General features: G+C 70.3%; 10 protein-coding genes. 2 read left to right on the top strand and 8 right to left on the bottom strand.

The window, feature by feature from the left end; translation table 11 throughout:
* Positions 1-24 precede the first annotated feature (24 nt).
* Positions 25-648 carry an HAD family hydrolase gene (locus AB0N59_RS08280; protein WP_363481424.1) on the bottom strand — a complete coding sequence of 208 codons (624 nt, stop codon included), beginning with the start codon at positions 646-648 and terminating at the stop codon, positions 25-27.
* Between the two features lie 31 nt (positions 649-679).
* Positions 680-1,711, bottom strand: coding sequence for an LD-carboxypeptidase (locus AB0N59_RS08275; RefSeq protein ID WP_363481421.1), 1,032 nt, complete (start codon positions 1,709-1,711; stop codon positions 680-682).
* A 93-nt stretch (positions 1,712-1,804) separates the two neighbouring features.
* On the opposite strand from AB0N59_RS08275, the gene AB0N59_RS08270 reads away from it, so the two are divergent.
* Positions 1,805-3,685, top strand: a complete 1,881-nt coding sequence (locus AB0N59_RS08270; RefSeq protein ID WP_363481418.1) for an ABC transporter ATP-binding protein — start codon at positions 1,805-1,807, stop codon at positions 3,683-3,685.
* Positions 3,686-3,726: 41 nt separating this feature from the next.
* Here AB0N59_RS08270 and AB0N59_RS08265 read toward each other — a convergent pair whose 3' ends face one another.
* The 3 genes from AB0N59_RS08265 to AB0N59_RS08255 are packed head-to-tail and all read right to left on the bottom strand — an operon-like array spanning position 3,727 to position 7,833.
* Positions 3,727-5,157 carry a diguanylate cyclase gene (locus tag AB0N59_RS08265; RefSeq protein WP_363481415.1) on the bottom strand — a complete coding sequence of 477 codons (1,431 nt, stop codon included), beginning with the start codon at positions 5,155-5,157 and terminating at the stop codon, positions 3,727-3,729.
* Entirely contained in the window at positions 5,154-6,002 is an 849-nt protein-coding gene (locus tag AB0N59_RS08260) for an alpha/beta hydrolase (RefSeq protein WP_363481412.1), read from the bottom strand. The genes AB0N59_RS08265 and AB0N59_RS08260 overlap by 4 nt, the downstream gene beginning before the upstream one ends.
* 49 nt (positions 6,003-6,051) lie before the next feature.
* Complete coding sequence (locus tag AB0N59_RS08255; RefSeq protein ID WP_363484137.1) at positions 6,052-7,833, bottom strand: phosphoenolpyruvate carboxykinase (GTP); 1,782 nt, start codon at positions 7,831-7,833, stop codon at positions 6,052-6,054.
* Positions 7,834-8,032: 199 nt separating this feature from the next.
* On the opposite strand from AB0N59_RS08255, the gene AB0N59_RS08250 reads away from it, so the two are divergent.
* On the top strand, positions 8,033-9,475 hold the full coding sequence (locus AB0N59_RS08250; RefSeq protein ID WP_363481410.1) for a helix-turn-helix domain-containing protein: 1,443 nt from the start codon (positions 8,033-8,035) through the stop codon (positions 9,473-9,475).
* A gap of 17 nt (positions 9,476-9,492) precedes the next feature.
* Here AB0N59_RS08250 and AB0N59_RS08245 read toward each other — a convergent pair whose 3' ends face one another.
* From AB0N59_RS08245 to AB0N59_RS08235, 3 genes are all read right to left on the bottom strand, one after another.
* Entirely contained in the window at positions 9,493-10,275 is a 783-nt protein-coding gene (locus AB0N59_RS08245) for a thioesterase family protein (RefSeq protein WP_363481407.1), read from the bottom strand.
* A gap of 151 nt (positions 10,276-10,426) precedes the next feature.
* Positions 10,427-11,491 carry a winged helix DNA-binding domain-containing protein gene (locus AB0N59_RS08240; protein ID WP_363481404.1) on the bottom strand — a complete coding sequence of 355 codons (1,065 nt, stop codon included), beginning with the start codon at positions 11,489-11,491 and terminating at the stop codon, positions 10,427-10,429.
* Between the two features lie 42 nt (positions 11,492-11,533).
* Positions 11,534-12,982 carry a glyceraldehyde-3-phosphate dehydrogenase gene (locus AB0N59_RS08235; RefSeq protein WP_363481401.1) on the bottom strand — a complete coding sequence of 483 codons (1,449 nt, stop codon included), beginning with the start codon at positions 12,980-12,982 and terminating at the stop codon, positions 11,534-11,536.
* Positions 12,983-13,083 lie beyond the last annotated feature (101 nt).

Here is a 13,083-nt window from a genome sequence, read left to right as displayed (position 1 = left end):
CGCCGAGCATCGGTGACCGGGCGGTCACTCGAACAGGAACGCCTCGACGGCCGCGATCGTCGAGGCGTTCTCGCGATGCAGGACGCCCCGGATGCCCACGGCCGCCGCCCCGTCGATGGACATCTGCCTGTCGTCCACGAAGAAGACGTCGGCGGGCTCGGCGCCCATCCTGCGCAGCGCCTCGCGGTACGCGCGGGGGTCGGGCTTGTTCACGCCCTGCTCGTGGCTGTAGCAGATCGGGTCGAAGATGCTCGAGAAGCCGAAGCGTCGCTCTTCCTCCTCGCGCGCGCCGTCTGCGGAGTTGGAGAGGATCGCGACGCCGGCATGAGGCGTCAGCGACCGGGCGTACTCGATCAGCTCGGTGTTCGCCGTGCCGCAGTAGGCGTCCCAGAAGTCAGCCCGCATCGCGTCGCTGTCGTGCGGTTCGAGATCCAGCGCCGCTGCGAGACGCTGCCAGAAGACGGCCTCGTGCCCGGCTGCGACGTCGATCGGGGGCAGGTCGGCTCCCTCGACGCGCGCGTCGAAGTCGGGCCGCTCCAGCCCTGTGCGGGCACACCATCGCGACCACCACTGGTCCTGCCAGGCGTCGTCGTCGACGATCTCGAGAACGCCGCCGATGTCGAACAGGATCCACTTCCTCGCGGGCATGGGCTTCATCCTACGGAGCGCATCCGAGCGGTCAGAACCTGGCGGTGACCTTCCGCTCCGCGCCGTCGAGCGTCAGCTCGCCGCCGTAGGGCAGGATCCACTGCGGACGCGTGTGCCCGAAGGGCACGCCGACGCACACCACGGCATCCGGGTTGTACCGGCTGACCGTCTCGAGCACGACATCGCGCTGGGCGGCGCGCAGCGCGGCCTTCTCGGCCGCCGTCGGAAGCACGTCGAAGGAACTCACCGCGGGGCGTGCGAACAGCACCCCGGCCACCGCGGCCAGCAGGCCCCGCTCGCCGTAGGCGCGAAGCTGCTCGGCCACGCGATGCGGCGGGGTGAGCCGCTCGCTGGTCTCGAGCAGCAGGATCGTGCCGGCGAGCTCATCGTTCGACGGCATCCGGTCGGCGAGCGCGAGCTGGTTCACGACCTCGAGGCAGCCGCCCCAGGTGCGCGCCGTGACCGTGGCAGACGGACCAGCCCACGTCCACTGCTCGGTCGGCTCCCGGTCGCCGTGCTCGGTCAGGGCGGCAGGGTCGTCCCAGTGCCGGCCGTAGTCCTCCGACTCCCCCGGCTCGGTGATCTCGACCTCGCCGCCGTCGAGCAGCGCGGCGCGCAGCGAGCGCAGGTGCACGTCGTCGACCGCGGGGCCGGCGCCGAGATGCACCTGCGTGGATCCGCCGTAGAAGCCCTCGACGCCGTTGCGCCACAGCCAGTTCAGGATGTTGGTGTTGTCGCTGTAGCCGAGGAACGGCTTGGGATCCGCTGCGGCGAGCGCCGCGTCGAGGTGAGGAGTGACGAGGATCTGGTCGCTGCCGCCGATGGTGGCGAGGATCGCCCGGATGCCCGGATCGGCGAGCGCCGCGTTCACGTCGGCCGCCCGCGCTTCGGGGCTCGCGTCGAGCTGCCGGGTCGTCGGGTACTCGACCGGCGTCAGGCCGGTCGCCTCCTGCAGGCGCCGCATGGCCTGATCGTGCACCTCGGGGCCTGCGGCGGGAGCGGCGAACGCGGGTGAGAGGACGGCGACATGGTCGCCGCGCTGGAGCTTGGCGGGAGTCAGCATCCGTCCATCCTGTCGCCATCCGCCCGCCAACAGGTGACGCATAAGCCGCGCGGCGCAGAATGGGACCGGTCCCCATCCCCGAAGAAGGTCCTCATGTCTCGCACGGCGCCGTCACGCCGACGCGGGCGCGGCGCGCAGCCTGACGGCCCGCGCGCGACGTTCCGCCAGCTGCTCCCTTTCCTGTTCGAGCACAAGAAGGTGCTCGTCGTCGTCGCCGTGCTCAGCGTCATCGGCGCTGCGGCCTCGCTCGTGCAGCCGCTGCTGGTCGGGCAGGTCATCGACCGTGTGCAGAAGGGCGACGGGCTCGGCCTCCTGGTCTGGCTGCTGATCGGCTTCGTGATCCTCGCCTCGATCATCTCGGGCTACCAGCACTATCTGCTGCAGCGCACCGGCACGGCGGTCGTCTACTCCAGTCGCCGCAAGCTCATCGCCCGCATCCTGCACCTTCCCATCAGCGAGTTCGACGCACGTCGCACGGGCGACCTCGTCTCGCGCGTCGGCACCGACACGACGCTGCTCTACGCGGTGCTCACCCAGGGGCTCGCGGATGCCGTGGGCAGCGCGATCCTGTTCGTCGGTGCGCTCATCGCCATGCTGGTCATCGACCCGCTTCTGCTGCTGCTCATCGTGCTCGTGATCGGGGCGTCGGTCGTCGTGGTCGTGCTGCTCAGCGGCCGGATCCGCACCGCATCCGCCGCGCAGCAGCAGAAGGTGGGAGAGCTGGCATCCGGGGTCGAACGCGGCATCTCGTCGATCCGCACGGTGCGCGCGTCCGGCGCCACCGAGCGCGAGACGGCGGCGGTCGAGGGCATCGCCGGCGAGGCGTACGGCCTCGGCGTGCGCATAGCCAAGATCTCGTCGATGGTCGTTCCCGTCGCGGGCATCGCGCTGCAGCTGTCGCTGCTCGTGGTGCTGGGCGTGGGTGGTTTCCGCGTGGCGTCGGGTGCGCTCACGATCGCTTCGCTCGTGACCTTCGTGATGTTCCTGTTCATGCTCGTGATGCCCCTCGGGCAGGCGTTCGGCGCGATCACCTCGGTCAATCAGGCGCTGGGCGCTCTGGGCCGCATCCAGGAGGTGCTCGATCTGCCGACCGAGACGCAGGGCGACGAGCCGGACGCGAAGGCGACCGCCGCCGCCGTCGTCGGCGCCCCGGCGATCGAGTTCCGCGACGTGCGCTTCCGCTACCCCGACGCGGTGATCGCCGCCCGGGAGGCGGCCGCCCGCGAGGCCCAGAGCCTGCTGGTCGATGCGCACCTGGGGCGTCCGGCCGATGGCAGCCATGCGGAGGTCGACCGCGACGTGCTGAAGGGCGTCTCGTTCGCCGTCCCGCGTGGCGCTCGGGTGGCGCTGGTCGGCCCGAGCGGTGCGGGAAAGAGCACGATCCTCTCGCTCATCGAGCGCTTCTACGACCCCACGGGTGGATCGATCCGCCTCGCCGGTCACGACGTGCGCACGTATCCGCGCGAGCAGCTGCGGGCCCAGTTCGGCTACGTCGAGCAGGATGCTCCGACGCTCGCCGGCACCCTGGGCGAGAACCTGCGGCTGGCGGCGCCGGATGCCACTGACGCCGACTGCGAGCGCGTGCTGCGCTCGGTCAACCTCGGCGATGTGCTCGAGCGCAGCCCTCTGGGGCTGGGCGCCCCCGTCGGCGAGGACGGCGTGATGCTCTCGGGCGGCGAGCGTCAGCGGCTCGCGATCGCGCGCGCTCTGCTGACCGAGGCGCCGATCCTGCTGCTCGACGAGTCGACCTCGTCGCTCGACGGGGTCAACGAGCAGCGCATGCGCGAGGCCATCGACGCCGCGGCCGCCGACCGGACGCTCGTGGTCATCGCCCACCGCCTGTCGACCGTCGTCGACAGCGACCTGATCGTCGTGCTCGAGGGCGGGATGGTCGTCGGCCAGGGCACGCACGCCGAGCTCATCGAGTCGACTCCCCTGTACCGCGACCTCGCCCGGCATCAGCTTCTGGTGTGACGGGCGCGCCGCAGGCACTCGTCCGCCCGCGGGCGGCGGGCTCAGCGCTCGAAGACGGTCACCTGCACAGCGTCTTTGCCTGCTCGCTTGGCGCGGTACATCGCGGCATCAGCGGCCGCGACGACCTCGTCGGCTGAAGGGGTGATCGACCCGGGCGCCGGTCGCAGGTGCACAGCGCCCACGCTCGCCGAGAGGGGCGACCCTGCGGCGGCGCCGTCGAGCGGCTCGCGCACGGCACTCCTCACCCGCTCGGCGAACTGCTCGGTCGAGGCCTCGTCCATCCCGCTCGTGGCGATGAGGAACTCGTCGCCGCCGAGCCTGGCCACCGTGTCACCCATGCGGCAGACGCTCTGCAGGCGAGACGCCACGATGCGCAGCACCTCGTCTCCGACGCCGTGCCCGAGCCGGTCGTTGATGGCCTTGAAGCCGTCGAGGTCGAGGAAGAGCACCGAGCACGGCTGGCCGGCTTCTTCGGCGCCGCGCAGGATGCGCTGCAGGCGCTCTGCGAACAGCACGCGGTTCGGAAGCCCGGTCAGACCGTCATGCAGGGCGTGATGCTGCAGCTGATCGCTCAGCCTCAGGTGGTCGACCACCCGCTCGGCCTGGGCGGCGAGGGCGCGCAGGCTCTCGAGCTCATCGGCCTCGAGCGAGCGGGCACGACGGAACCAGCAGTGGATCTCTCCGAGGATGACGGTGCGCTCCCCCGTCCTGCGGACGATCGGGGTGGTCACCATGGCCTCGATGCCGGCCGCCCGCAGAGCGTCGGCGTCGCCCGGGATCAGGGCGGCGATCTCAGCGGCATCACGGCAGACGAGCTGCTGGTCGGATGCCGCCGGCCGTCCGTCGAGCACCACTCCCGCGGGCGACTCGCCCCACTGGCGAACCGCGGCATCCGCGCCCTCCGAGCTGTCCACGATCCTGACGGCCGTCCATGGGGCAGCGGTGGCCCTCGCCGCCGCGGTCACGAGCGTCTCTCCCAGATCGGCGAGCCCGTTCGCCACGGCGAGCGCGCTGGTGGCGTCCTGCAGAAGCACCAGCCGGCGATGGGCGAGCTCGGCCTCGCGCCGCGCCGCCACCAGCTCCCGCTCGAACGCGGCTCGCGCGGTGGTCTCCACCGCGGCCACGTACGCGACGGGCCGGCCTTCTCGGTCGTGGCGCAGCTCGGCACCCACGAGCGCCGCTCGGCGCGTGCCCGTCTCATCGCGGATCTCGAGCATCACCTCGCGCAGACGTCCCGTCTCGAGCAGCCTCGGCATCACCTGGGTCTCGTACAGCATGCGTGAGGGCGCAGTGAGCCACTCCACGATGTTGCGTCCGCGCAGCCCGCTGTCACCCGGCGCCCCGGCGGCGCCCAGCCATACCTGCATGCCCGTGTTGTGGGAGAGGATCGTGCCGTCGACGCCCAGCACGAACACCGCGACCGGCGTGTGCTCCAGCAGATCGAGGGAACCGTCCAGCCGGACCCCGCTCACAGCGCCCGGCTGATCTGCTCCGCGACCAGACCAGGCTCGGTCAGGTGCACGAAGTGACCGGCGGAGTCGAGGCGCACGAGCGTGCACCGCGCGATGCGCCGGCTGAGGTACTCGCCGATGTGCGGCGGGCAGATGATGTCCCCCACCGACTGGACGACCGTGGTGGGCACCGAGATCTCACCGAGCCTGTGCCGCACGTCGCTGAGGAACACCACGCGTGCGAAGTGCGTCGCCACTTCATGAGCCGTGGTGGCGAAGAGATCGCGCACGCGCTCGGCGACCTCGGGAAGGTCGTCACGAGCGGTCACCGCGGGTGCCAGCGACGCCGCCCAGCCGGGCTGGTTGGTCTCGATCGCCGCGAGCAGGTCGAGCACGTCCTCACGGTCGAAGCCGCCGATGTAGTCGCCGTCGTTCACATACCGCGGCGAGGGGCAGATCATGATCAGCTGCGAGAACAGATCGGGTCGACGGATGGACGCCAGGGCGCCGATCATGCCGCTGACCGAGTGCCCCACGAACACCACGTCTCGTGCTCCGACCGCATCGATGACCTCGATGAGATCATCGGCATACCCCTCGAGCGAGTCGTATCGCCGGGCGTCGTACGCCGAGATGTCCGACCGGCCAGACCCGACGTAGTCGAACAGCACGACCCGATGACCATCGGCGAAGCGGTCGGCGACCGCCCGCCACGTCGTCTGATCGGTGCCGTAGCCATGTCCGAAGACCATCACAGGCGCGTCGTCCGCCCCGGTGACCGTCACGGCGTTGCGCCGCAGGACGTCGGCGCCCGCGCGGCCGGTCGTGGATGCATCCGCCGAGATCGGGGAGCTGATGTGCGTCACGTGCCCTCCTCTGAGCTCACGCCCGAGGATACCGAAGAAGCCCGAGCACTCAGCGCGCGGCGTTGAGCCGGTAGCGCAGAGCCTCCAGCTCGCTGCGCAGCGCCGCGGGGAGCGCATCGCCGAACATGGCGTAGAACTCCTCGGTCGAGTCAGCCTCGGCGAGCCAGGCGTCGATGTCGACGTCGAACAGCTCATCGAGGTCGGCCTCGGTGACATCCAGGCCCTCGAGATTGAGGTCCTCTCGCTTCGGCAGACGGCCGATCGGGCTGTCGACGGCTCCGACCTCGCCCGAGATCCGACGGATGATCCAGTCGATCACGCGCGAGTTGTCGCCGAAGCCGGGCCACAGGAAGCGGCCGTCCGCACCACGACGGAACCAGTTCACCTGGAAGATCCGCGGCGCGCGGTCGAAGCGCAGCTCCCGGCCGACCTTCAGCCAGTGGGCGAAGTAGTCGCCCATGTTGTAGCCGCAGAAGGGCAGCATGGCGAACGGGTCGCGGCGCAGCTCTCCGAGCGTGCCCTCGGCTGCCGCGGTGCGCTCCGACGAGATCGTCGATCCGATGAAGACGCCGTGGCTCCAGTCGGTCGCCTCGACGACGAGCGGCACGTTGCTGGCACGGCGACCGCCGAACAGGATGACGTCGAGCGGCACGCCCTCGGGGTTCTCCCAGTCGTCGGCGATCTGCGGGCACTGCGCCGCCGAGACCGTGAACCGCGAGTTGGGGTGCGCGGCCGGGCCCTCGGACTGGGGAGTCCACGGCTTGCCCTGCCAGTCGATGAGCTCGGCCGGCGGAGTGTCGGTGAGGCCCTCCCACCACACGTCGCCGTCCGGACGCAGAGCGACGTTCGTGAAGATCGTGTTCCCCCACAGCGTCTCGACGGCCGTCACGTTGGTGGACTCGCCGGTGCCGGGCGCGACGCCGAAGAAGCCGGCCTCGGGGTTCATCGCGTACATGCGGCCGTCTTCGCCCGGACGGATCCAGACGATGTCGTCGCCCAGCGTCTCGACCTTCCAGCCGGGAATGGTCGGGCGCAGCATGGCGAGGTTGGTCTTGCCGCAGGCGGAGGGGAAGGCGGCGGCGACGTGGTGCGCGCGGCCCTGGGGGTCGGTGACGCGGATGAGCAGCATGTGCTCTGCCAGCCAGCCCTCGTCGCGCGCGATGACCGAGGCGATGCGCAGGGCGAAGCACTTCTTGGCGAGGATGGCGTTGCCGCCGTATCCGGAGCCGAAGGAGTACACCTCGAGCGTCTCGGGGAAGTGCACGATGTACTTCTCGTCGTTGCACGGCCACTCGACATCGGGCTGGCCCGGCTCGAGCGGAGCGCCGACCGAGTGCACGGTCTTGACCCACGGAGCACCGTCGGCGATCTGGCGCGTGACCGCGTCGCCCACGCGGGTCATGATGCCGATGGATGCCACGGCGTAGGCGCTGTCGGTGACCTGGACGCCGATGTGCGAGAGCTTGCCGCCCACGGGTCCCATCGAGAACGGGATGACGTACATCGTGCGTCCGCGCATCGAGCCCTCGAATAGGCCGTTCAGGGTCTCGCGCATGGCGGCGGGATCGGCCCAGTTGTTGGTCGGACCGGCGTCGCGCTCGTTCTCGGATGCGATGAACGTGCGCCCCTCGGTGCGGGCCACGTCGCTGGGGTGCGAGCGGGCGAGGTACGAACCGGGGCGCCACTCGGGGTTGAGCTTGATGAGCTTGCCCTCGTCGACGAGCTCGTGCAGCAGGGCGTCGTTCTCGGCGCGCGAGCCGTCGATCCAGTGCACGCGTGCGGGCTGGGTGAGCGCGGCGATGCCGTCGACCCACGCGCGCAGCTCGGCCATCGCCGGAGTGTCGTACGCAGGCACGTCCCCGTAGCTCCGCGCCGATGCGGCGGATGCGGTCTGCGGGTCGAACGTCTCGGCGAGTGCCATGTGGGAGCTCCTTCAAGCATTGCGGTATCTCTATCTTCCGCGAGGTTTCGCGCTGTTTGCGGCCCGATGTGCTTGAAAGAAGATGCAAAGTTTCGGATATGATCAAGGAATGGCCACCAGCGGACTTGAACTCAGCACTCTCGGGCATCGCATCCGGCATCACCGCACGGCGAGGAACCTCACGCTCGACGAGCTGGGCGCGAGAGTCGGCATCGCCGGTTCGCAGCTGAGCCTCATCGAGAACGGCAAGCGCGAGCCCAAGCTGTCGCTGCTGCAGGCCATCGCCGAGGCGTGTGGCACCGACGTCGCCGACCTGATCTCAGGAGAGCCGCCGAACCGCCGTGCGGCCCTCGAGATCGAGCTGGAGCGGGCGCAGTCGAGCCCCATCTTCCGTCAGCTCGGCATCGCGGGTGTCCGCGTCTCGAAGACCATGAGCGACGAGACCATCGAGGCGATCCTCGGGCTGCACCGCGAGCTGCACCGCCGCGAGACGGAGGCGATCGCGACTCCGGAGGAGGCTCGCCGCGCCAACACCGAGATGCGCCTCACGGCCCGGGCGCGCGACAACTACCTGCCCGAGATCGAGGCGCTCGCAGAGAAGCATCTCAAGGCCGCCGGCCACGTGTCGGGCGCGCTGACGCACCGCACGGTGACGCTGATGGCCGCCAAGCTCGGCTTCGAGCTGATCTACGCCGACGACCTGCCGCACTCGACGCGCTCGATCACCGACCTCGAGCACGGCCGCATCTACCTTCCCCCGGCGTCCATCCCTGGCGGCCACGGACTGCGATCCATGGCCCTGCAGGCGATGGCGCACCGGATCCTCGGCCACACCCCGCCGACGGACTACGCCGACTTCCTGCAGCAGCGCCTGGAGATCAACTACTTCGCCGCGTGCTGCCTCATCCCCGAGACGGCCGGCGTCGCGTTCCTGCAGCAGGCGAAGAAGGATCGCAATCTGGCCGTCGAGGACTTCCGCGATGCGTTCGGCGTCACGCACGAAGCGGCCGGTATGCGCATGACCAACCTGATGACCCATCACCTCGACATGCGGCTGCACTTCCTGCGCGTCGATGAGACCGGCGCGATCACCCGGGTCTACGAGAACGACGACCTGCCGCTGCCCATGGACGTCACGGGCGCTGTCGAGGGCCAGCCCGCGTGCCGGCGGTTCGGCGCCCGCGCCGCCTTCGAGCAGCGCAACCGCACCACCGAGCACTACCAGTACACCGACACCCCGTCGGGCACGTTCTGGTGCGCCACGCAGACCGGCTCATCGACCGATGGGGGCTTCTCGGTCACGGTCGGCGTGCCGTTCGACGATGCGCGCTGGTGGCGCGGTCGCGAGACGCAGAACCGTGCGCAGTCGACCTGCCCCGACGAGTCGTGCTGCCGCCGCGCCTCAGCCTCTGTCAGCCAGAGGTGGGAGGGGCGCGCCTGGCCGAGTGCGCGCGTGCACACGCACATGTTCCGTCCGCTGCCCCGCGGTGCCTTCCCCGGCGTCGATGACAGCGAGGTGTACGCGTTCCTCGACAGCCACGCCGGCGAGTGACGCGCCGCTGAGCGCGATCAGACCGCCCGCGGGCGCACCGTGAGCGTCTGCGACACGGTGCCGAGCGGTCCGCTCGCGTCGCTGAGCACCGATTCGGTGAGCCCGGTGCCGTCGGAGCCGAACGACACCGAGGTGTCGAGGCCGAACCACTCTCCGGAGGGCTCGCGGAAGATGCTGGCCGTCAGATCGACATTCGGGTAGAGCGCGGCCTCGGGCGCGACGCGCGTGGCGATGCCGTTCGCGAAGTCGGTCATGCCCAGCATCCGGGCTCTGTTCGAGACCGGTTCATCGGCGAGAAGCGGATGCCGCGGGCGGATCCAGCAGCGAGCGCGCCCGGATGCGATGTGCTCGCGCCTGGCGTCGATCGAGCGGATCGCGCCGCCGGGCCAGACGTCTGCCGGCGACCACTCCGGCAGCGTCTCGCGCGCCGGCATGTGCGGCAGAGGACTGCCTGAGAGCGCCGAGGTGTCGCCCTGCTGCAGCATCCAGGCGCGGAGGACGAGCGCTGCACGACCGCCGTGCGTCAGAGTCGCCTCGACCAGCTCGATCGTGCGCCCGGGCCGCAGCACGCGCACGTCGATATCGAACGCGTCCATGGGGATGACCCCGAGTATGTCGAAGTTCGCTCTGGCGAGCGCCAGGGGCGCCTCCGGCCGGCGTCTGCCGTGCTCGGCCTCGACCAGATGCGCGAGCAGGCCGAGCACGGGAGCGACGTGCTGCTCGGCGGGATTCCAGGCCCCGCCGACGTGCTCGGTGGGTTCGAACGAGGTCTCGGACAGGCGCAGGAAGTAGCTCGGCACCCGTCCATCATGCCAAGGGCCGTGCGCGACGTCGGAGATGCCGGACGAGCCGTGCAGACGACGGCGTGTCTCGGCGCGGCACGCCGCGGACAGGGCATCCGGTCCGAGAACTCCGACAGGGCTGACGGGCGCGTGACGACTCGGCGACGGCTCAGTCGCCGACGAAGCGGGCGAATCGCGCGAGGGCGGATGCCGCTGCCGCGGCGTCGGCATCCGGAGCGAACAGCTCGGCCGGCGCACCGCGGGTGGCGTCGGCGTGCGACCAGACCCCGACCACGCGTCCCCGCTCGACGAGCGTCGGACGGACCATGCCGTTCTTCCCCGGTCCCACGGTGTCGAGCCGATCGGCGTCGCACACCGGCGTGCGGTCGGCGTACGAGATGTAGTACTCGTCGAACGCTGGCAGCGCGAACGAGGTCGACTCGTCGAGGCTGCGCCGAGGTGCGCGCAGCGCGGCGAACAGGCCCTCATCGACCTCGCGGACACGGCCTGCCGCGCGTCCGACCGCATCGCGCGCCGCCCCGAGGGTCAGGCCCGACCACCACGCGAAATCTCGCACGCCGGCCGGTCCATGACCGTCGATGTAGCGCACGAACAGCTCGGCGAGCGGATCGTCGGGTCGCGCCGACGCGGCGATCCAGCCGTCGACGGCGACGAACCGCTGCTCGCGCACGATCGGCCCTCTCCCCCCGGACGACCGCCCTGCCTCGATCGGGCCCTGGCAGATGAGTCCGGCGACGGTGAGCGCGAAGAGAAGATGGATGCCCCGTTGCCCCGCGGGGTCGATGCCCGCCGACTGCAGAAGGGCGAAGATCTCGGCTCTCGTGCAACCGCCGTCGCGCACGGACGGGCCGATGGCCTTCCACGCGGCGTCGAGCATCCCTGCGTCGATCCCCAGCGCCCGGTGCCGGCCGGCCGCCTGCTGCCGCTGACGATCGGCCGTCACCGAGAGCACCCACGCGAGATCGCGGGAGGGGCTGATGTGCAGGGTGCCGCGCTGCGTCCACGCTCGAACCAGCTCTCCCCGCGCGAAGGCCGCGTCCACGGCATCCAGAGTCGGCGAATTCCTGGTGCGCACGCCCAGCGCCCACCGGCCCGCCAGGAGGTCCTGGCTCTGCACGGTGAGCATGTGCCGCGCGGCGTCGACGATCGTCGCCGCAGGCGCGGTCAGCCGGTGCGAGCTCAGGCGGGCAGCGAGAAGGCCGCGGGGATCCATGTCTCCATGATCGCCCGCGGCCTCCGTCCGTCGCCAGTGCGATCAGGCGTGCAGCGTGACCTCGCGTCGTGCGGGCAGCACGACCGGATGCGTTCCCGCCATGACCTCGAGCACGCGCACGACCTGGCACGAGTAGCCGTACTCGTTGTCGTACCAGACGTAGAGCACCACGTCCTTGTCGTTCGCGATGGTCGCGAGACCGTCGACGATGCCCGCACGGTGCGAGCCGACGAAGTCGGTCGAGACGACCTCGGGGCTCTCGACGTAGTCGATCTGCTGACGCAGCTTCGAGTGCAGCGAGGCGCGACGCAGGTAGTCGTTGAGCTCGTCCTTCGTGGCGGGGTTCTCGAGCGAGAGGTGCAGCACGGCCAGCGACACATCGGGCGTCGGCACGCGGATCGCGGAGCCGGTGAGCTTGCCCGCCAGCTGCGGCAGTGCTCGGGAGACGGCCTTCGCGGCACCGGTCTCGGTGATGACCATGTTCAGCACCGCCGAACGACCGCGCCGGTCGCCCTTGTGGAAGTTGTCGATCAGGTTCTGATCGTTCGTGAACGAGTGCACGGTCTCGACGTGACCGCGGACGATCCCGTAGGCCTCGTCGATCGCGGCGAGCACAGGGGTGATCGCGTTGGTCGTGCAGGATGCGGCCGACAGGATGCGGTCGCTCGGCTCGATGGTGCAGTCGTTGATGCCGTGCACGATGTTCTTCAGCTCGCCCTTGCCCGGGGCGGTGAGCAGCACGCGGGCGGCGCCCTTCGCCTGCAGGTGGCGGCTGAGGCCCTCTTCGTCTCGCCAGCGGCCGGTGTTGTCGACGATGATCGCGTCGTGGATGCCGTAGGCGGTGTAGTCGACGGTGGCAGGGTCGTCGGAGTAGATCATCTGGATGCGGTTGCCGTTGGCGATGATCTGCGAGTTCTCTTCATCGACCGTGACCGTGCCGGCGAAGCGGCCATGCACCGAGTCGCGCAGCAGCAGCGAGGCGCGCTTGACGATGTCGTTATCGGAGCCGCGGCGCACGACGATGGCACGCAGGCGCAGACCGCTGCCGCCGCCGGTGTGGGCGATGATGATGCGCGCGAGCAGGCGGCCGATGCGGCCGAAGCCGTACAGCACCACATCGACGGGCTCGGACAGCTCGGCGCCGAGGGCGGGAGCGAGCGTGTTCTGCAGGTAGGCGGCGAGGTCGTCGTCGCTCTCGGCGTGGCCCTCGATGAGACGGGCGACGTCGAGAGACGAGGCGCCGGGCGCCAGATCGCGAAGAGCCTCGAGCACGGCGAGCGTGTCGGTGAGGGCGATCTGCTGGTGGCCGAGCTGAGCGACGCGCTCGTGCACCTCGAGGATGCCGGTGGTCGAGAGACCGAGCAGCCGGTGCCCGTGCAGCGATGTCACGACATCGCGCTCCCGATTGAGTCCGCCGATGAGCGGGATCATCCGCTCTGCCAGCTCTTCACGTGCCTTCCAGTCGTCGCGGTGTGTCACGACATCGTCCATGTGCGTCCTTGCGTGATGCTCGAGCGCCATCGGGTCAGGCGCTGCGGTGATTGAGGGGGGGCGGATCCGCCTCATTCAGGCTAAAGGGTGGGGTTCGGAGC

It is taken from the genome of Microbacterium sp. NPDC089321 (assembly GCF_040684935.1).
Taxonomy (GTDB): Bacteria; Actinomycetota; Actinomycetes; order Actinomycetales; family Microbacteriaceae; genus Microbacterium.
Note: the sequence above shows the minus strand (reverse complement) of the source record. Positions and strands in the feature narration are given on the sequence as shown.

Bases quoted from the DNA above. Each gene is read 5' to 3' on its own strand.
- AB0N59_RS08280 (WP_363481424.1), bottom strand. From the start codon at position 648: ATGCCCGCGAGGAAGTGGATCCTGTTCGACATCGGCGGCGTTCTCGAG.
- AB0N59_RS08240 (WP_363481404.1), bottom strand. From the start codon at position 11,491: ATGGATCCCCGCGGCCTTCTCGCTGCCCGCCTGAGCTCGCACCGGCTG.
- AB0N59_RS08235 (WP_363481401.1), bottom strand. From the start codon at position 12,982: ATGGACGATGTCGTGACACACCGCGACGACTGGAAGGCACGTGAAGAG.
- AB0N59_RS08270 (WP_363481418.1), top strand. From the start codon at position 1,805: ATGTCTCGCACGGCGCCGTCACGCCGACGCGGGCGCGGCGCGCAGCCT.
- AB0N59_RS08275 (WP_363481421.1), bottom strand. From the start codon at position 1,711: ATGCTGACTCCCGCCAAGCTCCAGCGCGGCGACCATGTCGCCGTCCTC.
- AB0N59_RS08255 (WP_363484137.1), bottom strand. From the start codon at position 7,833: ATGGCCGAGCTGCGCGCGTGGGTCGACGGCATCGCCGCGCTCACCCAG.
- AB0N59_RS08250 (WP_363481410.1), top strand. From the start codon at position 8,033: ATGGCCACCAGCGGACTTGAACTCAGCACTCTCGGGCATCGCATCCGG.